Origin of the sequence: Bacillus sp. SJS (assembly GCF_000732485.2) — a bacterium.
In the GTDB taxonomy this organism is placed as follows: Bacteria; Bacillota; Bacilli; order Bacillales; family Bacillaceae; genus Metabacillus_B; species Metabacillus_B sediminis.
Map to the genome: position 1 here is coordinate 150,858 of NZ_JAQV02000015.1, position 22,435 is coordinate 173,292.

Here is a 22,435-nt window from a genome sequence, read left to right on the forward strand (position 1 = left end):
TTTCCTCCCCTGATATATCTCTATGTAAGGCTGCGGAAGACTGGCTGGATCAGCCAGTCTAAACCCTTTCGCCTTAAACCCTTAAGAATTTTCTAACGGACATCAAACTTCCCCATACCCCAATCAAGGCTCCGATCAGAAGCAGGATCAAGGATACCTGCCACACAAAAGGATTGAATGGGAGAAGCTGAGCAAATGAATCAGCCACTTGAGGTGCAGCCCACGTGTACAGGCTGTTATAGGCAAAAATCAGAATGACAATCGGGATGACCGCACCAAAGGTCCCAAGCATAAGCCCCTCCATAAAAAATGGCCAGCGTATGAACCAGTTGGTTGCGCCTACGAGTTTCATAATTTCAATCTCGTGGCGGCGTGCAAAAATCGTAATTTTAATTGTATTTGAGATAAGGAACATCGCTGTGAATATCAGTCCGATAATCAGGGCAATTCCTATGTTTCTAGCTATATTTAAGCCTTTGAAAAGCTTCTTCACTTCTTCTTTTCCATAGTTCACTTTATAAGCACTATCAAATTGATCAATTTGCTTTGCTATTTTAGCCGTGTCTTGAGGTTCTTTTGCTTTTACAACGAATACATCACGGAGCGGGTTGTCCTGGTCTCTCAGCTCCAGAGCCTCACCCTGTTCACCAAAGCCCTGCTGTATTTTATCAAGTTCTTTTTCTTTGGAAGAAAACTCGACGCTTGCTATATCAGATATTCCTTTAATATTGGTCTCAAGCTTAGACTGTTCCTCTTTGGAGGCTGTCTCATCCACCAGTACTTTAATAACTACATCATTCTCAATGTTATTGGCAAAGTGGTTGAGGTTCATCATAATAACAAGGAAGGTTCCTACCAGAATCAATGTAACGGCGACGGCGCTGACAGATGCAAAAGACATCCATGCGTTTCTGCCGAGGGATTTTAAGGTTTCGCGGAAGTGACGGCCGAGAGTCTTAATCATAGATCCCATACTCCCCTCTGGCCTCATCACGAACAATCTTTCCATCTTCGACTGCAATGACCCGTTTTTTCATCGTGTTAACAATTTCTCTGTTGTGTGTTGCCATAACCACTGTCGTACCGCGGTTATTGATCTCTTCGAACACATTCATGATTTCCCAGGACGTATCAGGATCAAGGTTTCCGGTGGGCTCATCTGCAATGACTACGCCAGGGTTATTGACAATGGAGCGTGCGAGCGAAATCCGCTGCTGCTCTCCTCCTGATAGCTCGTCCGGAAAACTTCTCGCTTTATGTTTAAGCTGAACGAGATCCAGCACTTCCATTACACGTTTTTTTATGTTTTTATTGCTTTCGCCGATTACTTCCATTGCGAATGCAACATTTTCATATACTGTCAGCCGGGGCAGAAGCTTGAAGTCCTGAAAGACAACACCGATGCTTCTTCTTAAGTAGGGAACCTTGCTCTCTTTGAGCTTCCCAAGATTGACGCCATTAATGACGATTTTTCCTGAGCTCGGCTTTTCTTCCCGGTACATCATTTTAATAAAGGTCGATTTACCGGCTCCGCTTGGTCCTACTACATAAACGAACTCACCCTGGTTAATCTTCACATCAATTCCGTTGATGGCGACTACACCATTTGGATAAGTTTTATATATCTTTTCCATTTCTATCATGCAAATCACCCAAAACTAGTTTTTTAGAATCATAAACGCGAATGCGATTTATGTAAGTAATTGTCGATTGTATAAACATAGTCCTATTACCAAATCTTTTCTCACAACGTCCATTATAACACCAACATTCGCCAAAAATAGACCCTTTTATATTACATTTTCATTTCATGTCTGTAAAAGAAGTAATGTTTTTCAATGGTTTAGGGTATATACAATTGCCTATCTGTCAAAATGTCTATGTCATTTTTTCGACATTTTCACACAAAAAAAAAGACTCCGTGAAGGAATCTCTTATTTTTTCTCTGAAAGCCATTCTGCTACTTTCTTAGCATCTTCCCCTTCAAGTATCCCCCGGGGCATGCTGCCTTTCCCGTTTTTAATGATTTGTTCAATTTCTGCCGCATCATGCTCCTCCCCGACACGGGTCAGGTTCGGGCCGGCTCCGCCTTTAAGGTCTACTCCATGGCAGCTGGCACAGTTTTGTTTAAAAAGCTTTTCTCCATCCATTGCCGAAGCTTCCTGTTTAGTTGATGAATCTCCGCCGCCGCATGCGGTTAATGTTAGTGAAGCTGTGAATATAAGGGCAAATGCTTTTCTTTTCAAGGCAGGTGCCTCCCTAATAGAATGATAAAATTATTATAACCTAGTCAGGCCCGCTTGAAACCCTCGCCAAGAACCTCCGAAGCATCCATAACAACGACAAAGGCAGACGGGTCAATCCCTTTTACCAATTGTTTCAGTTTTGTGAATTCGGTCTGGTCTACGACACACATTAAGATCGGCTTCTCCATATCTGTATAGCCCCCAAAAGCAGAGACCTTCGTTACGCCCCTGTCAATCGTCTGCAGAATTGCTTGTTTAACCTCATCTTCATGATTCGTAATGACCATCGCCATCTTGGATCGTCCCAAGCCGATTTGAACGATATCAATCGTTTTGCTCGTTACGTACAGACCAATTAAAGCATAAAGACCGCCTTCGATATCAAAGGCAAAAGTTGCAGCAAGCACGATCATTCCATCGATCATCGCAACACACGTCCCTAAGGTGAGGCCGGTATACTTATGAATAATTTGCGCTGCGAGATCCGTCCCGCCGGTGGATGCCTTCCCCCTAAATACTAATCCAAGGCCAAGCCCCACTCCAATTCCGCCAAATAAGGCTCCCAAAAGCGGATCCATTGTGACAGGGTCCGCGTCCTTTGTGAGAAAAACGACAAAGGGCAGAAATAAGGTCCCAATCAGTGTTTTAAAACCAAATTGACGCCCAAGCAGGATGACACCTGCAACAAACAAAGGGATATTAAAAGCCCATTGCACGTATGCGGGCTCCAGGCCAAAAGCGTCATTCAATATTGTGCTGATTCCGCTTACTCCCCCGGAAGCGACCCGGTTTGGAAGCAGAAAAAGATTAAAAGCAAGCGCCACAATAGCAGAGCCTGCGAGAATATAGACATATTCCAGAATTTTTGCAACGACTGGTTCCTGAGTAAATGACTGCTTCCGCTGTTTCATCTTAATAGTCCCTCCAATGGAATACTTAACCAGACAAGAGTATAGCACCGGAATCCGGCGGTGTAAATGAAGGTAAAATAACGTGGTAAAGGGGTAAAGTGCCAGAGTAGTTTTTCCATGATGCGGTGTGATTATGCTCGTTTTGGAAGGGCAATTGGGGGCAGAAGAATTCCCGCTGATGAGGAATTTGTTCCGGTTAAGCGGATTCTGCCCCTCATGCACCGGTATTCTTTTTTCACGCTATTGATCAATTGACCAACCATTTATCCACTGCAATTGATTAAAATGACCGTCCCCTCTCTGTAAACAACAAAAAACCGGCATCAGCCGGCTTGTCCATAATTTTTTCATATATTTTTCGGAGCTTTTCCTCTTAAACAGGCTAGAAGGGTGAAAACTGCCATGATAAGCATTCCCGTGTCAACGCAAAGGAATCCAATTCCCATTGCCCATTCTGAATCGCGAAAGCAGCGATAGACAATCACACTGAATAAGACTGAACCGCTCAAAGCGATAAAGGCAAGCCCCCATAAATAAATCGTTTTTTTAGCCCATAGCATGAAGATGGCTCCACCTGTACCGAATGCAATGGCTAAAGCATCGTATGACTGCTCAGGGATATCAGCGAGGAATATCCCCCCTGCTCCATATAAAAAACCAAAAAACAACAAAATCGACAAGATTGCTTTCATTACAGTTTTCATCCTCTTCACCTCCCGCAGCCCAGTTTTTACTCTTTTACCCGGTGTACACTCGTAAAAAAACATGTAAATTGTTTACATCCGGCTATCCCGTTCTGGTTTCTGAGCGAATCGTTCCTTTAGCAGGGCTATCACAATGAGTGCAGCTCCTATTGCGACGAGTCCGACAATTCCTCCGAGAGCCCATTCACCCTGCCGGAATGCTTCAATTGAACCAAGTCCTCCTCCTGAGGCAATGCTTGCGGTAAAAAAACCTCCTCCCCAATCCCCTGCTGTGCCATCACTCCATGTCATAAGAATAAATCCTAAACTGCCGAGAACCACCGAAATACAGTACACAAACATTTCCCAGCTGTCAGCCTGAAACATGGCAGCAAACGCCGCTATCCCTATTATTCCGCATAAAATTCCAATCAATGGTTTTTCTAAACATCCTAAACAGCCCATCTTCTTCCCCCTGCCATACAAAATCCCCGATTTAATTCCCTTTATTTTACTTATCCAAACAAAAAAGCACCCGGAATTATCCAGGTGCCAACATGCTTATAGCTTCGATCTCAAATATGAATCAATAAACGGATCAAGCTCTCCGTCCATAACTGCATGGACGTTGCCAATTTCCGTGCTTGTTCTGTGGTCTTTTACCATGGAATACGGGTGGAAGACGTAGGAACGGATTTGGCTTCCCCAGCCGATATCTTTTTGCTCTCCGCGAATTTCAGCAAGCTGTGCTTCCTGCTCTTCAATTTTCTTTTGATAGAGCTTAGCTTTCAGCATTTTCATTGCATGCTCGCGGTTTTTGATTTGGGAACGCTCGGTTTGGCATGATACAACGACGTTGGTCGGAAGATGGGTAATCCGGACGGCTGAGTCTGTCGTATTGATATGCTGTCCACCGGCTCCACTCGCGCGGTACGTATCGACCTTTAGGTCCTCTGTGCGGATTTCAATTTCAATTTCTTCATTGAATTCCGGCATAATTTCACAGGACACGAATGACGTGTGACGGCGTCCTGAGGAGTCAAATGGTGAAATACGGACGAGGCGGTGAACCCCTTTTTCGGCTTTTAAGTATCCGTAAGCGTTGTGCCCTTTGATTAAGAGAGTAACGGATTTAATTCCGGCTTCATCACCAGGAAGGTAATCAAGCGTCTCCACCTTGAAGCCTCTCTTCTCTGCCCAGCGTGTATACATGCGAAGAAGCATAGAGCCCCAGTCCTGAGACTCCGTTCCTCCGGCTCCGGGATGAAGTTCAAGAATCGCATTGCTCTTATCATACGGCTCGCTAAGCAGCAATTGAAGTTCAAAATCATTCATTTTTCCAGTGAGTTCCTTCAGTTCAGAAGCAAGCTCACTTTGAAGGTCATCATCCGGTTCCTCTTTTAAAAGCTCAAGCGTAATGGTCAGGTTCTCGTATGATTCACTCATATCCTGAAACTGATTTACGACATCCTTTAAACCGTTCGCTTCATTAATAACCACTTGTGCGGCATTTTGGTCGTTCCAGAATGCCGGATGAGCCATTTCCTCATCTAGCTCCTGAATGCGCGCTTCCTTTGAATCGAGGTCAAAGAGACCCCCTAAAAGCCGCTAATCTCTTAGCTGTTTTATCTAATTCCTGACGAATTTCTACTAAATCCATTTCAGTCACCTCGGTAAGTTTTTAAGCTACTGTTAAACATAAACCACAGGGGTCGAAAAGTCCAGTAAGGCCTGAAAAACAGCCATCTGGAAAAGTATCTAATAAGAGCATTCCCTCAAAAAAGAAATCACTCTCTCTTCATACTCCTGCTTATTTAATCTATATGCTTCGATGTGGCCGCCCATTTCCGGCTGCCACAAATCTATTCCCTCGTTAGCAAGCTTCATTCTCTCGCTTTCCGTACAAGAGATTGCCGGATCATTTTTCGCGTGGATGATCATCATTTTCTTATTCCTCGTCTCTCTCACGACCTCGATCGGTTTAACAAGATGAGGCTTAAAGCCAAGAAAATTAAGCTTTGTTACATAAGAAGAAACTCTTCCGATAAAACGCGGCAGCTTTGTCCAATATTGAAAGGAATCCAAAACATAGGAATCAAGACTTGCGAATGGACTGTCCGCAATAATCCCTTTCACATCCTCATTCATACAGCCTGCAAGAAGGGAGGTACTCGCCCCCATTGACCAGCCGATTAAGACGATGTGATCCATGTTTTTCTCTGCCTTTACAAATTCAATCGCTCCATTTAAATCAAGCTGTTCCTTCAAAGCGATCGTCGTTTCATTCCCATCAGATTCCCCAGCATTTCTGAAGTCGTACATTAATACGTTGTAGCCCTGGGACTGAAATACTTTTACGAGATCAAAAATCGGAAATGGCATATTATAACGGTTAAGACCGTAAGCATGCGAAAACACCACGACCTTTTTGCTATTCCCTGCTGGCATCCACCAGCCCTTTAAAGATAACCCATCTGAGCTTGAAAACTGAACCTCTTCCGTTCGAATTCCGTAATTCTCAGGATGCTTTTTCAGTGCAATTTTCGGAGGATGCATCGCTCTCCAAATAATATATGAACTCAATCCATAAAACGCGTTCGCTGCAACGATTCCTAAACCCGATCCCACAAAGGCCGCTTTTCTCCAGCGGTTTTGCCTTTGTCTCACCGGGAGTACTGCATGCTGTTCCACTTTCACATTATCCTTTCTACTATCGTTTACACGTTTATATCGCCAAAATCTATTAATTTTATAGGGTCATTGTAAATTTTTCGTAAAGAACATTAGTATACAACATGATTATGGATTTTGCCAATTTTCGACACAGATGGTGAGTTTGTCTGACTATTTTGTCTGACAACCCCTGGTTCCTCATGTTTGTCTGACAATTTCGTCTGACAAAATCCTGGTTCTGACTGTTCGTCTGACTATTTTGTCTGACAAAACCCGGTTCCGACCGTTCTTCTGACAATTTCGTCTGACAAACCCTGGTTCCGACCGTTCGTCTGACTATTTTGTCTGACAAAACCTGTTTCGACCGTTTGTCTGACTATTTTGTCTGACAAAACCTGTTTCGACCGTTTGTCTGACTATTTTGTCTGACAAACCACACTTCCACCCATTCTTCTGACTATTTTGTCTGACAAACCCTGGTTCCGACCGTTCTTCTGACTATTTTGTCTGACAAAACCCGGTTCCGACTGTTCGTCTGACTATTTTGTCTGACAAACCACAGTTCCACCCGTTCCTCAGACAATTTCGTCTGACAAACCCTGGTTCCGACCATACTTCTCACGATCCATAATCTCACTCTTTCGTTTGAAAACTTTAGCAGCCCAAACAAAAAAACAGGACCTATTCCAAAGAATAGGTCCTGGCTGATACTAATTTATTTCCCGCAGCAATTCTTATACTTTTTGCCGCTGCCGCATTCACACATTTCATTGCGTCCGATTTCAACGACTTTGCGGGTTGGTTTTTTCTTTGGGGCTTCGTCGCCTTCTTTAGGATGAACGGCAGTTTGGCCTTTAGCCACTTCTTCACGTTCAAGGTTGTTGCGGATTTCTGCTTTCATAACATATTTAGCGACGTCCTCTTCAATAGACGCGATCATCGCTTCGAACATAGCGAAACCTTCCATTTGATACTCGCGGAGAGGATCGTTTTGACCGTAGGCACGAAGATGGATTCCCTGACGCAGGTGATCCATTGCATCGATATGATCCATCCATTTGGAATCAACCGCACGAAGAACGATAACTTTTTCAAACTCACGCATTTGCTCAAGTCCGAACGCTTCTTCCTTCATATCGTACTTCGCTTTGATCTTAGCGAGGATGACTTCTTCAATTTCTTCGGTATCCTTGCCGCGGATCTCGTTCAGTTCGAGTACGCCTTCATCTAAATAAGTGGCATTTATGAATTCGACGAGTCCTTCGAAATCCCACTCTTCCTCCACAACCTCTTTCGGAGTATAAAGGGCAACCGTACGCTCGATTGTGGATTTGATCATTTCTTCTACAATGCCGCGTAGATTTTCGGAATCGAGCACATCAAAACGCTGTTTGTAGATGACTTCACGCTGCTGGCGCAAAACGTCATCATATTGAAGAAGCTGTTTACGGGCATCGAAGTTGTTGCCCTCAACACGTTTTTGTGCAGATTCGACTGCGCGTGAAACCATTTTACTTTGGATTGGCTGAGTATCATCCATTCCAAGACGGTCCATCATGTTCATCATATTTTCAGAGCCGAAACGGCGCATTAGTTCATCTTCCATGGAAAGATAGAATTGGGTAATACCAGGATCTCCCTGACGTCCGGAACGTCCGCGGAGCTGGTTATCAATCCGTCTTGATTCATGGCGCTCGGTGCCGACTACGGCCAATCCGCCAAGCTCTCTGACACCTTCACCAAGCTTAATATCGGTACCGCGTCCTGCCATGTTTGTCGCAATGGTTACCGCGCCTTTTTGACCGGCAAGCTCAATAATTTCCGCTTCGCTGGCATGGTTTTTCGCATTCAGGACACTGTGCGGCACGCCTTTTTTCTTCAAATGCTGGGAAATAAGCTCTGACGTTTCAACTGCCACAGTTCCGACAAGAACCGGCTGGCCAACAGCATGGCGCTGTGCCACTTCTTCCACAACAGCCAGGAATTTCCCTTGCATGGAGCGGTAAACAAGATCCGCACGGTCATCACGGACGATGTCGCGGTTTGTTGGAATCGCGACAACGTGCATGTTGTAAATGTTGCGGAACTCTTCTTCCTCCGTCTTCGCTGTACCTGTCATACCGGCAAGCTTTTTATACATACGGAAATAGTTTTGGAAGGTAATCGTTGCAAGCGTCATGCTTTCATTTTGAATATCAAGGCCTTCTTTTGCCTCAATCGCCTGATGAAGGCCCTCGCTGTAGCGGCGGCCCTTCATTAAACGCCCGGTAAAGGAGTCAACGATGACAACCTCACCATCCTGTACCACATAATCAACATCGTTTTGCATAACAACCTGGGCTTTCAGTGCCTGGTTAATATGGTGGTTCAGCGTAACATGGGAAATATCAAACAGATTTTCAATGCCAAACGCACGTTCAGCCTTTGTAATCCCATCCTCTGTAAGCTGTACACCCTTCGTTTTGATATCAAACGTATAATCATCTTCCAGCTTCAGCATGCGGACAAATGCATTAGCCTGCATGTAAAGCTTTGTTGATTTGGCAGCCTGTCCTGAGATAATCAGCGGAGTACGTGCTTCATCGACGAGAATGGAGTCGACCTCATCAATAATGGCATAGTTAAGCGGGCGCTGAACCATCTCTTCTTTATAAAGGACCATGTTGTCGCGCAAATAGTCAAAACCAAGCTCATTATTCGTTGAGTACGTAATATCGGCAGCATATGCTGCACGTTTCTCATCTTTCGTAAGCTGATTCAGGTTCAAGCCAACGGTCAGACCTAAAAATTCATAGATTCTTCCCATTTCGACGGCGTCACGGCTAGCCAGGTATTCATTGACTGTCACGATATGCACGCCTTCTCCTGATAACGCGTTTAAATAAACCGGCATGGTGGAAGTAAGTGTTTTACCTTCCCCGGTTTTCATTTCAGATATATTTCCTTCATGAAGGGCAATCCCCCCCATGAGCTGAACTTTAAATGGATACATGCCTGTTACGCGGCGTGAAGCCTCGCGAACGACAGCAAATGCTTCATTAAGGAGGCTGTCTAGCTTTTCTCCTTTTTCAATACGTTGCTTAAATTCAATTGTTTTAGCCTGAAGAGCCTCATCTGTGAGCTGTTCCATCTGAGTACCCAGCGCATCTATTTCATTCGCTATTTTTTCATAGCGGTTCACTGTGCGTTTATTTGGATCGAACACTTTATTCAAGATTCCAAGCATATAAAAACGCTCCTCTGCTGTTAAATATCTACCCGTTCTTTTACAAAATTTGAAAACACATAGAACTATCGTTAATTCTAACACTATTCAAGGCTGTGGACAACATTATCCGGGGGCATCAGTAAAGAATTGGAAGAGTAAAACGCTTCATTTTTTCTGCAGGTAAAAAAAAACTGCCGGCTCTGCATAAAGCCGGCAGTCGTTCTTATAAATTATCCCTTACAATCGGCATGCTCATACAGCGCGGGCCACCCCTGCCACGGGAAAGCTCGGAGCTTGGAATATCGATCACATCAATTCCATGCTCCCGCATAATCCGGTTAGACACATAGTTCCGGTTATAGGTCACCACAACACCGGGAGCGATTGCAAGCGTATTTGACCCATCATTCCACTGCTCTCTCGCTGCAACAATTGCGTCACCCCCGCCGCATGGAATGAGTGTGACATCGTCCAAATCAAGAACTTCCTTTAACGTTTCAATTAAATTTGTCCGGGTGGAAATAGCTACCCTGTTCGGATCTTCGTCATGCTTTTCCAGAATGTAAATGTTCATTTCACCCGCCGGCCCCTGAATCGCAGGATGAATCGTGAATTTATCATAATCCACCATTGTAAAGACCGTATCCAGATGCATGAATGCCCGGGATTTTGGAATTTCGATTGCAACTACCTTTTTCACCTGATCCTGTTTTTGAAACAAATTCACCGCTAACCGTTCAATTCCGCGTGCAGATGTTCTCGCACTCACTCCGATTGCAATCGTGTCTTTGCTTAAAACCAGCTCATCTCCGCCTTCTACCGGAAAATCATAGTCCCGATTCAGCCATACCGGAATTTCCTTTGATGCGAAGCGGGGATGATAGCGGATAATATATTCCATAAACAAGGACTCCCGTCTCCTTGCTCCTTCATGCATACGATTGATCGTCAATCCGTTTCCTATGACTGCTGCCGGATCTCTTGTAAAATACAGATTTGGCATGGGATCCAAGTAGAACGGATATTGGTCCGTCATAAATTCATATAAATGGCGTTTCCGTCCCTGATCAATTTCAGATGTCCGAACTCCTGACATGATTTTAGAAATTAGCTGCCCGCCAGGTAAATCAAGAAGAAACTCTTTTAAGCTTTCACTTGCACCATTAATATTCGACTTGCTCTCTTTTAATAGCTGATCAACAAAATCCTCTTTTGCATTACCAAAATGAAGAGCTTCTTCTGCAAGCTTTTCCAGATAGAGAACCTCCACTCCTTGATCTTTAAGGGTTTCAGCGAAAATATCATGCTCTTCCTGAATAACAGGCAAATAAGGAATATCATCAAACAGCAATTTATGTAAGAGCTCCGGTGTTAAGTTCTCCACTTCTCTTCCGGGCCGGTGAAGCATCACCGTTCTTAGTGTTCCGATCTCTGAAGTGACATTGAGTGTATCCGTACCGGCTGCATTCAGCATTTTACTCATCGTGTTTCTTCCCCCTTTTTCACCTTCATATCTGTACCCGGATTCTCCCTGAGAGTAACGCTAGTTATCCTTTATAAAGAGATGATATTCAGCTGCCCATCATTTGTAATGGAAAAAAAAGCTGAGTCTACAGTAAAAGAGGATGAATTACCCATATTTTTCTTAGTTAAATTTTATTTAAATTCGTGTACTATTTTCATAGAAAGCTAAACGGAGTGGATGAACATGCGTACGTTAAGGATCGTAATTGCAGATGATAAGCTTGAGTCTTTGAAAATCATTCAGCACTACATTGATCAATCAGAGGATTTTAAAGTGGAAGGCATCTGCAGAGACGGACTTGAGCTTATTGAAAAAATCCAGTATTCAAGTCCAGACCTGATCCTGGCTGATATTAACATGCCTAAAAAGAATGGAATTGACGCCATTAAAGAGTGTCTGCAAATCAATCCTGATTTGAAATTTATCTTCATCACAGGATACGATGATTATGCAGTTGAAGCTTTTAACTTATCTGCTGTGGACTATATCGTAAAGCCGGTTAAACCGGTCCGGCTGTTTACAGCTCTATATAAAGCGAAAAATTTGCTGGAACGCCAGGCTTCTTCCCTGCCATCCCCGCATAAACGGCTGAGTCTTAAATCTGCAGGCTCCATTTATTACATTCCCTTTAACGATATTATTTTCATAGAAAAGCTCGGGAAGAAATGCTTTGTTCATACGCCCAGCCAGGTTTATGAAACATATGAGGGCATTAAAACCCTCTATGAGCGGCTGGATCATTCATTTTTCCTCAGCCACCGCTCTTATGCGATTAATTTAAACCGTGTGTCTCATATTACTCCCAGAAATGAAACCTACCAGGTATTTTTCAGCGGGTACTTGCATCATGCTTATATTTCTAAATTAAAGATTAATGAATTCCATTCTAAATTATCTTTATTTATTTAAAGCTGCAAAGCTCTTGTCATCATTTCATACAGGGAAATTGCTGAACACATTTAGAGCATCGAGAGTTGACTATACTTTCGTGCTCTTATTTGTGCTTAAAATGTCTCTTTTTGGGAACAAACGGACGTTTATCCATCCCAATAAGCGTTATATCCCTCCTAAAATGCCTCCAGTCTAATCGACAGAATTTTCAGCTTCTCCTATTATAAAGAAGGAATGGGTATTTTTTACTAAGGGGATGAAACATGAGAAAAACATCATTAGAGCTGCTCCAACCAGGAATCATATTGGCAGAGGATATTTATGCAGACCAAACATTGATTGTTAAAAAAGGAACCTTGACGGACTCTTATTTAGTTGAAAAGCTGAAAAAACGGGGAGTAACTCAAGTTCTGGCATTACATCCGGCAAGTGAATTAAAACCTGCGCTTATGACCCTTATCCAGAGCATTCCTTCTGAAGGCAATACCCATTATGAACAAACCATTCAAGATCTATTTTTTGGATCGCTTTTGAAAATAACAGATGATAAACGCTATGGAATTTCACTGAATCTTAATGAATCCATTTATCTGCTTTTAACCTATTTTACAGAAATTATGAAAATAGATTCCATCTATTCAAAAATGCTTCAGCTGAAGAACAATGATATAAACACCTTCCTGCATTCAGTGGATGTATTTATCCTGTTTACCCTGCTGGCTAAAAAAATGAACCTGCCAGACCTCGAACAGCAAAGTAAGTCTGCCTTGGTCCATGATATTGGAAAAGCAGATTTGCCTGGCATGCTCCTTTTAAAACAAGACAAACTGACTAAACTGGAATTTGACATTATAAAGACTCACCCTTTGCTGGGGTACGATTATTTAAAAGGTCATCCTGAGACTGCCGGATATGCCGAACTTGCGAAAGTCCATCATGAAAGGATGGATGGAAGCGGATATCCTGACGGCTTGCTTGCTGATGATCTTTCTTTAGCTGCCAGAATTTTGATGATTGCAGACGTTTACTCTGCTCTTACCTTAAAAAGAATGTATCGGGCGCCTCTTCCAGCAGAGGAAGCGTTAGCTACTCTTTCCCGTGACGCTCACCTTTACGACCAAGAAGTCCTGAAGCAGTTTATGCATCTGCTCCATATTTACCCTGCTGGAACAGAGGTTGTCCTAACAAACGGATGGACCTGTGCGGTAAAAGGACATACACCCAATTTTCCGTATCTTTTATCTCTGGAAAATTTGGAGAGCGGAGAGCTTTTTCCCATTCCTCCTGACCTTTCACTGAAGGTCGAGAATATCCTCGATTGGAGCGGGGCTGAGAAAAGCGTTTCAAAAAAAATACGTTGGGAACATTTTATCTCTGAATTAGTATCCGGAAATAAGGAGATGGCTTTCACACATTTTGAAGCGCTGGCAGACGGGATGCGGGTAGAGGATATATACAGACTTATCTTGTGCAAGGCTGCCATGGAACTCGCCCAGTCCTATAAAGACCGTTTTCTCAGCCGAACAAGTCTTCACATCGCAGACGATATCCTTTGCCATATTCTGAATAAGAAAAGAGAATGCTACTCAAGCATGATATCCAACCGCCTGAAGGTGATGACCGTTTTCATTGAGAGTGAAACCTTTCATTTTCCCTGCATGATGTTTAACGACTTTTTTACAGCGAATGGCTGGGAGACGGTTAAGCATCTTGGATCTGAACCGCAGGAGATTGTGGATCTGGCTGAAAAAAGAAAGCTAAAATATATTTGCTTTACCGTTACTAATAAGTATTCTCTAGCGACTGTCACTGCACTTGCTGATGCATTAAAAGCAATCAATCCAAATGTAATTCTAATGATTTTCAAGGAATTTTATACGACTGAACCAATTGAAAAGGGAGCAGCCGACTTCCTTGCATCAAGTCCTGAGATGGCTGTGCAGAGACTTTCCCTTTTAGAAAACCCTGATTTTTGGCAGCGGCATTTTAGTGAGAAATTTACTGCTGCAGACGGAGAATAACATGTCCTTCCATATTGAAACCTTTGAAAAAAATGAGAATGAAGATGCATACATAAGCCTGGATCATTCATGGTGTATTCAATTTATCAATGCACAAGGAGCCAAATTATTTAGAGATACTCCGCACAATTGCATCGGCCGAAACGTGATGGATTATTTGAAACATGACGATGCCAGGACGTTTAAAGCTCTTTTTACAGAAGCGATCCAGCACAAAGAAAGCAGCCGCCTGAAGCTTACCTATCAAATCGATGATGTATTGAAAAGGGTCGAAATCTGTGTCTATCCTGCAGAAAGCGGAATCAGCCTTGTATTCAAAGACATGACAGCAGCATACAAAGTTGAGAAGGCCATTCATGCTAAAAATGAAAAACTAACACTGCTAAGCGAGACAGCGAGCGGCATGATTGAGAGCCAGAAACCAACTGAGCTCCTTGACACCCTGTTCAATAAACTTTCCGACTATCTCGACCTGGATGTTTATATTAACTATATGGCGAAGCCTTCTTCAGGAAATTTGGTCCTTGCGAATTATTCAGGAATTACAGCTAAAGAGGCAAAAGCTATTGCGGTAATTGACTTCGGACAGGCTGTTTGCGGAGCGGTAGCTGAGAGCAAGGATGCAATGATTATTGAAAACGTTCAAAGTTCACTTGAAAACAGAGTCCAGATCATCAAAGAATTTGGGATAAAAGCCTATGTGTCCCATCCGCTCGTATCTCATGGCAAATTGCTTGGCACCTTGTCATTCGGCTCGAAAACCCGATCCCAATTCAAAGCTTCGGAAATTGAGCTCATTCAGACTGCTTGTACCCAGCTATCCAATCTGCTTGAGCGGATTTGCATGATTGCCGAACTGAAGAAAAACAATATTGCCCTTACGGAAGCAAAAGATGCCGCTGAGAAAGCAAGCAAAGCGAAATCCCATTTTCTATCAATGATGAGCCATGAATTGAGAACACCGCTTCATACAATAATGGGATTCTCCGATATTCTACTTGATAAAAAGGACGAACCATTAACGAACCGCCAGAAAGAGAAAATCAGTAAAATATCCAACGCAGCGGACCATTTGCTCCACGTCATTAACGATATCCTTGATTTGGTCAGGCTGGAAAAAGGAAAGCCATTCATAAAAAATGAAATCACTCCTGTAAAAAAAATTGTGAAAGACAGCATCAAATGGATCCTTCCTTTTGCAGAAACAAAGGGGATTACAATTGAAACAAACCTTCATGGCCAGGGTGAAATATTTCTTACAGCCAACAAAGTCAGGTTAAAGCAAATCATGCTCAACCTGCTCTCAAATGCCGTCAAATACAATCGCGACCATGGCCGTATCGAGGTAATCGTATCTCAAGAAATAGACTTCGCTCTCATCCAAATAAAAGATACCGGATTTGGAATATCAAAGGAAGATGAACTTCGGATTTTCGATCCATTTTTCAGATCTGACAGCCATTATTGGGATGTGGAAGGTTCCGGTGTGGGATTATCGCTGACAAAGCAGCTTGCAGACGAAATGGGAGGATCTTTAGGAGTAAAAAGCACGCTTGGAGAAGGGAGCCTATTTTGGCTGAAACTCCCCCTTAAATAATCAGGGGGAGAACCCGTTCATCGCTCAGAAAGTAGTTGATTGGCCGCGCGAAGATATTGGACATAATCATTTTTTTCAGGAGCTTCAACCGTTTCCAGCGCTTTTTCAATCCGCTCGAAGTTGTCCATCAGATGCTCCTTTTTCATTCCTCTTGAGGTCAATACATTGTTAAGCCAAACAGCATAATCCGTAAAAATTTTAGGCATCTGCGCTTCATAAGCTGTAGCCAAATGCTTTAAATGATGCTCATTATCTTCCCGGCATTTCCGCTTCCCCGTCTCTCCATATTTTTCGAGCAGCTCAGGGTAATGCTCATATATGCCTTCCACCACTTGCTCTATAATTTCATCTTTAATTTGCGGATTCACGTCGCAACCACCTCATACTTTTTCACAGTCGGCACAATGGCTGCAAGCTCTTGATCAGGGTAGTTTTTCTCATGCTCATGCACCTTTTTAAAGGCGTCGCTTTGGACCCATTTCATATAATGATCTTTCGTTTCCCATTCAATTTGAACCGTAAGCTCTCCCTTTTTCTTTTCATTTTGAAGGAGCTGAAAGGAAAGGAAACCTTCATACTGATCAACCATTTTCGATCTTGTTTTATAAATGGAAATGACCTCATCTGCTTTATTCTCAGGTACGTTAAATGTAGAATGAACGATATACAACGATTTCATCTCCTCTTTTTGTATCCTCTTCAACCTAACATAAAATCAGGCTCGAGAATACAAACTTGACAGGAAAGATTTTTCCAATCTAACTTTCAGTATAAGGTATGAGCAACCAATTTTCTACATGAAAAAGAGGCGCAGACTAGTCGGCGCCTCTTTCTAGTTAAAGCTTATTCGTTCGGCTCAATGACGCCGTATTTTCCATCTTTTCTTTTGTAAACAACATTTGTGCGGTTTGATTCTGCATTCGTAAAGACGAAGAAATTATGCCCCAGCATATTCATCTGAAGAATCGCTTCTTCACTATCCATTGGTTTCAACGTGAAACGCTTCGTTCTCACGACTTCCATGGTGTCTTCATCTTCTTCCTGAGTCTGAACGGCAGTTGGCGTTTCAACCGGATTTCCATTCGCAAACATCAGTTTAGCTGAATCCTGGTCACGGAACTTGCGATTAACCTTTGTTTTGTGTTTTCGAATTTGGCGCTCAAGCTTGTTCGTCACAAGATCGATAGCCGCATACATATCCTCATTATGCTCTTCGCCGCGAAGGACGAGATTCGTCATTGGGATTGTAACCTCTACCTTGGATTCCATATCACTGTAGTAGCTGAGATTCACGTGAACATCTGCATCCACGGACTCCTGAAAGTACCTTTCAAGCTTCCCAATCTTCTTCTCCACGTAATCTCTTAAAGCTGGAGTTACCTCAATATTTTCCCCTCTGACACTGTATCTCATTAAAAACTCCTCCTTTGTAAAGGATATGTAAACTTATTTCTACTTTCCCCTCTTGGATTCCTGCTCAAACGTAAAATTAGTGTGAAGGAATCGTGAAATTTGTAAAATCATGCAGAATGGTTAGGGAATTTGACCTTTTTGAAGAGAAAGAGAGGGTGCGGCAGCGCGCTCCACCCTCCAATGCAGGCCGATATCGGCTGTTATCTGGATATATCGGCTATTATCAGAATATATCGACCGAAATAAAAATATATCGGCTATTTTAAAATTATATCGGCTATTATTTTTATATATCGACTTTTCGACAATTTTCAAGTCTCATCAAACAAAAAAACCGCCTGGATTCCAAGCGGCTACTGCAAAATATACGGCTGAAGTCTTTTTTGAATCCCATCTTTCCATAATACAAATACAGGAGCCAGGCGATCTTTTAAATACGTTTCATACGTCAGCGGCTGAAAAAACATAAATTCCAAATGATCCAGTTCATGAATGACCTCATCAAACCTTCTGATTTCAAGAAGCAGCAACGGATCCTCCTCCGCCACTGAATCCATAATCAGCACGTTTGAACTGTCAATGTGATAAAAAGCCCTCATAATATCAGAAAAAACCTTTTCTGCCTCTGTCAATTCAAGTTTATGAAAGCTCTCCAGCACATAATCCAGCCCTTCTTGAACTGTGTTCAGCAAGTGATAATAGAAATGATACAATTCAAAGCGCTCATATGCGTTCAAGTCATCCACCCTCGATATATAGGTCATTTATACTATATTTTATATCGGTCGCTAGGCGGAATTGTTGATAGTAGAGCGCACATTAAATTAACATTTTTAACCAAAAATAGGAATTTAAATAAATTTGTCAATTATCCAGTGACCCAGAAAGGCAATTTGCACAGGAATCATAATAAGCGGCATGCAGCCATCAAAGCTGCAGCATCTATCTGCACAGCCGTCGAGACAGCCATCTTTGGATTCTTTTTTCTTTTTTTCTTGGGCGATACAGGTTTTTTATATTTATTTTGATTTAGAAAATTCATAAGATCTCCTTTAAAGTGAATCTGGATCGACAAGTTAACCCGTTTTAATTGAATGAAAAACCCAAATACATTATAAGGAAAAATAAAGAAAATTAGCAGTCCAGAAAGACTCAAATCTTCAGTTTTACCAATTTATATTTTTTTGGAAAACAAGAAAACTCCCTGCCCACTATCGGGAAGAGAGTCTCACCTTATTTCCGTTTATCATAAAACATCCCATCCGCTTGAACAGACTGATAGGGATTTACGTATTTGTTCGCCCCATCCTTGGTTTTTTTCAAGCGCTGCATGTCTGCCTGGATGATGGTTTTTACCATGCTCATTTTCTGAACGATCTCTTTGTTCCACTCATTAATCTCATGAAGCTGTTCTTTTTCACGGTCTGTAAATGGTGCTGCAATGTTTTTCATGGCAGCTTCCCGCTCATTAAGCTTGTTGTCGATTTGCCCAATCAAGGTATCCCGTTCATCCTGTTTTGCAGGCTGGTCAAGCAAATTCAGGAGCTGCGCTGTAAGGGTGTGAACCTCAAATACAGAGCTCATTAAACAGAGCCGCCCTGCTTAAATTGCGCTTGGCGGTTCATCTGGATGACTTGCTTCCATGTATCGCGGAAATCGGTTACATACCCTTCTACTTCATCCAGAATGCTTGTATCATTTCCAAGGTTTGCTTCCATAAGACGGCGGTTCATATATTCATAAAGGGACATCATATTTTTAGAAACTTCAAGGTCCATGTTTAATGTCACCATAAGCTCTTGGATGATTTTTTGCGCTTTTAGAAGACTCGTATTTTTTGCTTCGATCTGCTTTTGTTCCATAGCCGTACGCGCTTGTTTAATAAATTTCAAACAGCCATTATACAGCATGAGGGTCAGTTCGCCAGGGGATGCGGTCGTCACAGAATTTTGCTGATAAGCCTGGTATGGGTTATTTACTGCCAAGTTGTTTCACTCCTCATTAATTTCCGCCGCCGAAGTTGGCTAGCTGTGCTGATTGTGCGTTGGCTCTTTGGATGGCTGATTCCATTGCCGAAAACTGGCGCCAATAGCGATCCTCGATTTGGACTAAACGGTCTTCAAACCGGTCAATTTGTGTATCAAGACTGTCTAGGTTTTTCCCGATGGAAAACTTTTGAGTCGTCATCAAGCTGTTTCCAGCCTTTGCTTCAACCTTCGTTATCGTATCTTTTATGGTAGCACGCAATCTCCCGGCGAGACCTGATGTCTCAGGAGTTGTACCCTTCGCGTTAAACAGCTCAAATACAGCACTCGGATTGGCCTGGATTTTTTCGCGCAGCTTTGTTTCATCGATAATGAGTTTGCCTTTTTCCATGTAATTGGACGTCGTTTTTATTCCGATATCCGAAAGCTGGGTATATCCGCTGACATTTCCTGCACCATTAACCGGTGAATAGAAATCCGTTCTCATTTTATTTAAACCAGATGCAAGAATGGAGTCGTTTTTCAGAAGCCCGCTCTTAGCCTTTTCTTCCCACTGCTCAACCTGCTTGTCTGAAAGGGATTCCCGCTCAGTATCTGTCAGCGGCTGATAGGAGCGATAGCGGTCTTCAGAAATCTCACCGTTGATTTTCCCGATAATTTCGTTGTATTTATCTACGAATTTAACGACTGAATCAACAATTCCATCTACGTCTGTTGTACTTGAGATGTTCACGGGCTCTGTTGTCTTTTGCTTTAAATTATATTCCACGCCGTTCATCGTAAACGTATTCGAGGCTTGATCCATTGCATATCCATTTAATTTGATCGTCGCGTTGCTTCCCAGTTTTGTCGGATCCTTCGCAAGGTCGTTTCCTGAAAAAGAAAATCCAAGGCTGTTCATAAAGGACTGTGTATTGGCATCTGTGGAAGAGATCGCCCCGCTCGCCCCTGTTTTGCTGCTTGTCATGATGATACTTTCAAAGGCATCTCCCGTCACTTTAGCCTTTATAGCAGATACACCTAGAGAGGACGAGTTGATTTTATTCAGTACTTGATCAAGTGTATCTCCTTCTGCAATGGAGATTTTTACATCTCTTGGAGTAGAAGTACCAGGATCGGTTACCTTGAATAGAAGCTCCTTTGCACCTGTTTCAACAACTGGAGCTTTCGTTCCCTTCCATGAAGCGGAGGTTGCCAGGTTGGTGACTTCAATAGAAGTAGAAAAATTAGCTCCCGCACTGATCGCTTTTGCACTAACCGCACCCTCATTTGAACTGCTGACTGCTTTCTTATTAAATGTGGATTGAAGCGTTAGTGAATTTTTATTGATTGGACTCAGCATATCGTCCAGTTCTTTAAGGAGCTTGTTCATGTCCCGATAGTTGTCGCGCTGCCACTCAAACGTCGTTTTCTTTTGCTTTAGCTTATCGACACCCATCCGTTCTGCTTTCATTAAATCACTGACCATCGTATCGATATCCATTCCGCTTGCCAATCCGCCGATTCTCATTGCCACTATTGCTCACCGTCCTTTTTAGCTTTTTTCATCTATAAACAATCCAACAAATTCTGTCATCGCTGCATACATATCGAGCACTTTTTTATTGGGGATCTCCCGAACAACTTCTCTTGTCACATCATCCACAACGGTCACATAATACTCGTTGAGCTTTTCGTGAAGCACAAATTCCGTATGAGTATTGGCCGGCGCCATAAATTCATTTAAACTTTCAACAATTTTCTCAAGCTTTTCTTTCGAAACCGGGGGAGTTTCCTTCACTTGATAAGCTGACTCTATATCTTGTACAGGATTTGTTCTTACCGCTTCAGTGTCTTGCATACGAGGCATTGCTTGAGTTGAAATCGAATTTACTGCCATAGTGGACACTCCTCAATTTAATCATCTAAAAGTTATATCGGAGAGTTTGGGGAGTTGTTGAGGGGAAATAGAAAAAACCTCCTATTAGCCCGGGAGGTTTTGCATATAGGGCATATTAAAATTCAGTTTGCTTGCCAGGGAAGCATTTTAAATTGGATTTGCAGCTGTCCTGAATAGGAATGATTTGTTCATCAGCTCTTTTCCCCAAGCCAAATCCTCCCTCTTGCATTTAAGATTCATTATTAACTGCTGAAGCGGAATGTATATAGGGCAGGATATAAGATTCCTTGTAGGGCTTAAACTCCTGTTCATCCAGCACGTTATATGTAGGTATTCTGATTTTATTATTTTGCTTATCCGTTATGACAATATCGTAATACAGCCATGATCTTAAAGTTAATCCTTTGTATTGGATACTTACATCCTTAATTTCTTTAAGGGGGATTGACTTTTTGTCAGATTCAACCCTGCCCTCAGGTCCCGTAATAATTTTGAGGAGAACCTTGTTTTTATTAAAAAACACTGGTGAAGATCGGATAAGAAAATAAAAACCAAAAAACAGACCGGCTAATCCGCCTAAAAACCCCAAAAGGCTGGTGGTCAAGCCTGATGTAACTGCATCAAATGCAAGCCATGCACAAAATAGAATGACAAAAATTGAAACTATCAATCCAATTCTAATTAACCTTGGATTTCCCTTCACTTCGATCTTATCCTGCTGATCCATGCTTCAAATTCATCTCCTTTCTAAATAACCCGTATTACTTGGAAATTGCTTGAATTTTCTCTTATACGCCTCCTGGGCATCAGGTGTCATGAACGGAAGTACGTACTGTTGAATCTGCTGATTGAATGTAAGATCATTCACCAAATTATATGTCTTCATTTGAACAACCTTCCCCTGGTGTGTGTAGATTACCAGATCTTCATAAAAAATGGATCTCACAGAAATCCCTCTCCGTCTAATCTCTAAATCTCTTATATCTTTTATAGCAACTGATTTTTTTCTTGATTGAACTCTTCCCTCTGGTTCTGGAACAATTTCAAATATGACCCTTCTATTTTTAAAAACACCCGGTGAGCTATGTAAAAATATATAAAGCCCCCAAATCATTCCAGCAAATCCACCCACAATTCCAGATAGACTATATTTAGATTCAAACTGAAGAGCATCCAGAAAAACCCATAAACAAAATATAAACACTCCTGCTGATGAAATGAAGAACCAAACTACAAACCTTGAAAAAGCTTTAACCTCTATAGTTGCTGGACTTTGATTGTCAATCAAATGGGTTCTCCCCTCAGAAAATGTAATTTAACCATCGTCTCCTGCACAGTCTTTTTTACTCCTTATCTCACTTCAACTTGCTGCATTCATTTAATATTCTTTTGTGCTAGTGCTT

23 protein-coding genes are annotated in these 22,435 nt (G+C 42.3%); 3 read left to right on the forward strand and 20 right to left on the reverse strand.

Annotated elements, in window-relative coordinates; translation table 11 throughout:
- Nucleotides 1–73: 73 nt before the first annotated feature.
- The 10 genes from ftsX to arcA all read right to left on the reverse strand — a co-directional run bounded on the left by ftsX (nt 74) and on the right by arcA (nt 11,195).
- Complete coding sequence (gene ftsX, locus AS29_RS07830; protein ID WP_035404723.1) at nt 74–964, reverse strand: permease-like cell division protein FtsX; 891 nt, start codon at nt 962–964, stop codon at nt 74–76.
- Nucleotides 957–1,643 carry a cell division ATP-binding protein FtsE gene (gene ftsE / locus AS29_RS07835; RefSeq protein WP_035404725.1) on the reverse strand — a complete coding sequence of 229 codons (687 nt, stop codon included), beginning with the start codon at nt 1,641–1,643 and terminating at the stop codon, nt 957–959. Before ftsE ends, ftsX begins: the two co-directional genes overlap by 8 nt.
- Nucleotides 1,644–1,934: 291 nt before the next feature.
- Entirely contained in the window at nt 1,935–2,246 is a 312-nt protein-coding gene (gene cccB, locus AS29_RS07840; protein ID WP_035404727.1) for a cytochrome c551, read from the reverse strand.
- 44 nt (nt 2,247–2,290) lie between these two features.
- Nucleotides 2,291–3,157 carry a YitT family protein gene (locus AS29_RS07845; RefSeq protein ID WP_035404730.1) on the reverse strand — a complete coding sequence of 289 codons (867 nt, stop codon included), beginning with the start codon at nt 3,155–3,157 and terminating at the stop codon, nt 2,291–2,293.
- A 347-nt stretch (nt 3,158–3,504) separates the two neighbouring features.
- The gene (locus AS29_RS07850; protein WP_035404732.1) at nt 3,505–3,861 is read right to left on the reverse strand and encodes a hypothetical protein; all 357 of its coding nucleotides are present in this window, start codon (nt 3,859–3,861) and stop codon (nt 3,505–3,507) included.
- Nucleotides 3,862–3,933: 72 nt separating this feature from the next.
- Nucleotides 3,934–4,305, reverse strand: a complete 372-nt coding sequence (locus AS29_RS07855; protein ID WP_035404734.1) for a hypothetical protein — start codon at nt 4,303–4,305, stop codon at nt 3,934–3,936.
- Nucleotides 4,306–4,401: 96 nt separating this feature from the next.
- Nucleotides 4,402–5,500 (reverse strand): peptide chain release factor 2 gene (gene prfB / locus AS29_RS07860; RefSeq protein WP_231889916.1). Its coding sequence is split into 2 segments (ribosomal slippage): nt 4,402–5,436 and nt 5,438–5,500, totalling 1,098 coding nucleotides; the frame shifts between segments, so codons are not numbered across the junction.
- A 98-nt stretch (nt 5,501–5,598) separates the two neighbouring features.
- Nucleotides 5,599–6,531 (reverse strand): alpha/beta hydrolase, encoded by a 933-nt coding sequence (locus AS29_RS07865; RefSeq protein WP_051860512.1) that lies wholly within the window; start codon nt 6,529–6,531, stop codon nt 5,599–5,601.
- A gap of 697 nt (nt 6,532–7,228) precedes the next feature.
- Nucleotides 7,229–9,739 (reverse strand): preprotein translocase subunit SecA, encoded by a 2,511-nt coding sequence (gene secA / locus AS29_RS07870; protein ID WP_035404740.1) that lies wholly within the window; start codon nt 9,737–9,739, stop codon nt 7,229–7,231.
- 205 nt (nt 9,740–9,944) lie between these two features.
- The gene (gene arcA / locus AS29_RS07875; protein WP_035405036.1) at nt 9,945–11,195 is read right to left on the reverse strand and encodes an arginine deiminase; all 1,251 of its coding nucleotides are present in this window, start codon (nt 11,193–11,195) and stop codon (nt 9,945–9,947) included.
- 234 nt (nt 11,196–11,429) lie between these two features.
- Here arcA and AS29_RS07880 point away from each other — a divergent pair, with 234 nt between their 5' ends.
- The 3 genes from AS29_RS07880 to AS29_RS07890 all read left to right on the forward strand — a co-directional run bounded on the left by AS29_RS07880 (nt 11,430) and on the right by AS29_RS07890 (nt 15,755).
- Nucleotides 11,430–12,155: a LytR/AlgR family response regulator transcription factor gene (locus AS29_RS07880; protein WP_035404742.1), complete on the forward strand. Its 726-nt coding sequence runs from the start codon at nt 11,430–11,432 to the stop codon at nt 12,153–12,155.
- Nucleotides 12,156–12,400: 245 nt separating this feature from the next.
- Nucleotides 12,401–14,158 (forward strand): HD domain-containing phosphohydrolase, encoded by a 1,758-nt coding sequence (locus AS29_RS07885; protein WP_035404745.1) that lies wholly within the window; start codon nt 12,401–12,403, stop codon nt 14,156–14,158.
- A gap of 1 nt (nt 14,159) precedes the next feature.
- Complete coding sequence (locus tag AS29_RS07890) at nt 14,160–15,755, forward strand: PAS domain-containing sensor histidine kinase (RefSeq protein ID WP_035404748.1); 1,596 nt, start codon at nt 14,160–14,162, stop codon at nt 15,753–15,755.
- A gap of 17 nt (nt 15,756–15,772) precedes the next feature.
- Here AS29_RS07890 and AS29_RS07895 read toward each other — a convergent pair whose 3' ends face one another.
- From AS29_RS07895 to AS29_RS07940, 10 genes are all read right to left on the reverse strand, one after another.
- Entirely contained in the window at nt 15,773–16,123 is a 351-nt protein-coding gene (locus AS29_RS07895; protein ID WP_066099005.1) for a hypothetical protein, read from the reverse strand.
- A complete protein-coding gene (locus AS29_RS07900) occupies nt 16,120–16,425 on the reverse strand; it encodes an antibiotic biosynthesis monooxygenase family protein (RefSeq protein WP_035404751.1) in 306 nt (101 codons plus the stop codon). The genes AS29_RS07895 and AS29_RS07900 overlap by 4 nt, the downstream gene beginning before the upstream one ends.
- Nucleotides 16,426–16,598: 173 nt before the next feature.
- Nucleotides 16,599–17,168, reverse strand: a complete 570-nt coding sequence (gene hpf / locus AS29_RS07905) for a ribosome hibernation-promoting factor, HPF/YfiA family (RefSeq protein ID WP_035404754.1) — start codon at nt 17,166–17,168, stop codon at nt 16,599–16,601.
- 353 nt (nt 17,169–17,521) lie between these two features.
- Nucleotides 17,522–17,905 carry a hypothetical protein gene (locus tag AS29_RS07910; RefSeq protein ID WP_035404757.1) on the reverse strand — a complete coding sequence of 128 codons (384 nt, stop codon included), beginning with the start codon at nt 17,903–17,905 and terminating at the stop codon, nt 17,522–17,524.
- A 496-nt stretch (nt 17,906–18,401) separates the two neighbouring features.
- A complete protein-coding gene (locus AS29_RS07915; protein ID WP_035404759.1) occupies nt 18,402–18,752 on the reverse strand; it encodes a flagellar protein FliT in 351 nt (116 codons plus the stop codon).
- Nucleotides 18,752–19,153 carry a flagellar export chaperone FliS gene (fliS, locus tag AS29_RS07920; RefSeq protein WP_035404761.1) on the reverse strand — a complete coding sequence of 134 codons (402 nt, stop codon included), beginning with the start codon at nt 19,151–19,153 and terminating at the stop codon, nt 18,752–18,754. The genes AS29_RS07915 and fliS overlap by 1 nt, the downstream gene beginning before the upstream one ends.
- Before the next feature lie 16 nt (nt 19,154–19,169).
- Nucleotides 19,170–20,663: a flagellar hook-associated protein 2 gene (locus tag AS29_RS07925; protein WP_035405038.1), complete on the reverse strand. Its 1,494-nt coding sequence runs from the start codon at nt 20,661–20,663 to the stop codon at nt 19,170–19,172.
- 24 nt (nt 20,664–20,687) lie between these two features.
- Entirely contained in the window at nt 20,688–21,032 is a 345-nt protein-coding gene (gene flaG / locus AS29_RS07930) for a flagellar protein FlaG (RefSeq protein ID WP_035404762.1), read from the reverse strand.
- Between the two features lie 229 nt (nt 21,033–21,261).
- A complete protein-coding gene (locus tag AS29_RS07935; RefSeq protein WP_156505893.1) occupies nt 21,262–21,735 on the reverse strand; it encodes a DUF5381 family protein in 474 nt (157 codons plus the stop codon).
- 33 nt (nt 21,736–21,768) lie between these two features.
- A complete protein-coding gene (locus tag AS29_RS07940; RefSeq protein WP_035404763.1) occupies nt 21,769–22,320 on the reverse strand; it encodes a DUF5381 family protein in 552 nt (183 codons plus the stop codon).
- Nucleotides 22,321–22,435: the final 115 nt, after the last annotated feature.

What these genes read in the sequence shown, in the direction of transcription:
- AS29_RS07855 (WP_035404734.1), bottom strand. Translation starts at nt 4,305, where the DNA reads ATGGGCTGTTTAGGATGTTTAGAAAAACCATTGATTGGAATTTTATGC.
- hpf (WP_035404754.1), bottom strand. Translation starts at nt 17,168, where the DNA reads ATGAGATACAGTGTCAGAGGGGAAAATATTGAGGTAACTCCAGCTTTA.
- arcA (WP_035405036.1), bottom strand. Translation starts at nt 11,195, where the DNA reads ATGCTGAATGCAGCCGGTACGGATACACTCAATGTCACTTCAGAGATC.
- ftsX (WP_035404723.1), bottom strand. Translation starts at nt 964, where the DNA reads ATGATTAAGACTCTCGGCCGTCACTTCCGCGAAACCTTAAAATCCCTC.
- AS29_RS07845 (WP_035404730.1), bottom strand. Translation starts at nt 3,157, where the DNA reads ATGAAACAGCGGAAGCAGTCATTTACTCAGGAACCAGTCGTTGCAAAA.
- AS29_RS07885 (WP_035404745.1), top strand. Translation starts at nt 12,401, where the DNA reads ATGAGAAAAACATCATTAGAGCTGCTCCAACCAGGAATCATATTGGCA.
- secA (WP_035404740.1), bottom strand. Translation starts at nt 9,739, where the DNA reads ATGCTTGGAATCTTGAATAAAGTGTTCGATCCAAATAAACGCACAGTG.
- AS29_RS07925 (WP_035405038.1), bottom strand. Translation starts at nt 20,663, where the DNA reads ATGAGAATCGGCGGATTGGCAAGCGGAATGGATATCGATACGATGGTC.
- AS29_RS07880 (WP_035404742.1), top strand. Translation starts at nt 11,430, where the DNA reads ATGCGTACGTTAAGGATCGTAATTGCAGATGATAAGCTTGAGTCTTTG.
- flaG (WP_035404762.1), bottom strand. Translation starts at nt 21,032, where the DNA reads ATGGCAGTAAATTCGATTTCAACTCAAGCAATGCCTCGTATGCAAGAC.
- ftsE (WP_035404725.1), bottom strand. Translation starts at nt 1,643, where the DNA reads ATGATAGAAATGGAAAAGATATATAAAACTTATCCAAATGGTGTAGTC.
- AS29_RS07915 (WP_035404759.1), bottom strand. Translation starts at nt 18,752, where the DNA reads ATGAGCTCTGTATTTGAGGTTCACACCCTTACAGCGCAGCTCCTGAAT.
- AS29_RS07890 (WP_035404748.1), top strand. Translation starts at nt 14,160, where the DNA reads ATGTCCTTCCATATTGAAACCTTTGAAAAAAATGAGAATGAAGATGCA.
- AS29_RS07850 (WP_035404732.1), bottom strand. Translation starts at nt 3,861, where the DNA reads ATGAAAACTGTAATGAAAGCAATCTTGTCGATTTTGTTGTTTTTTGGT.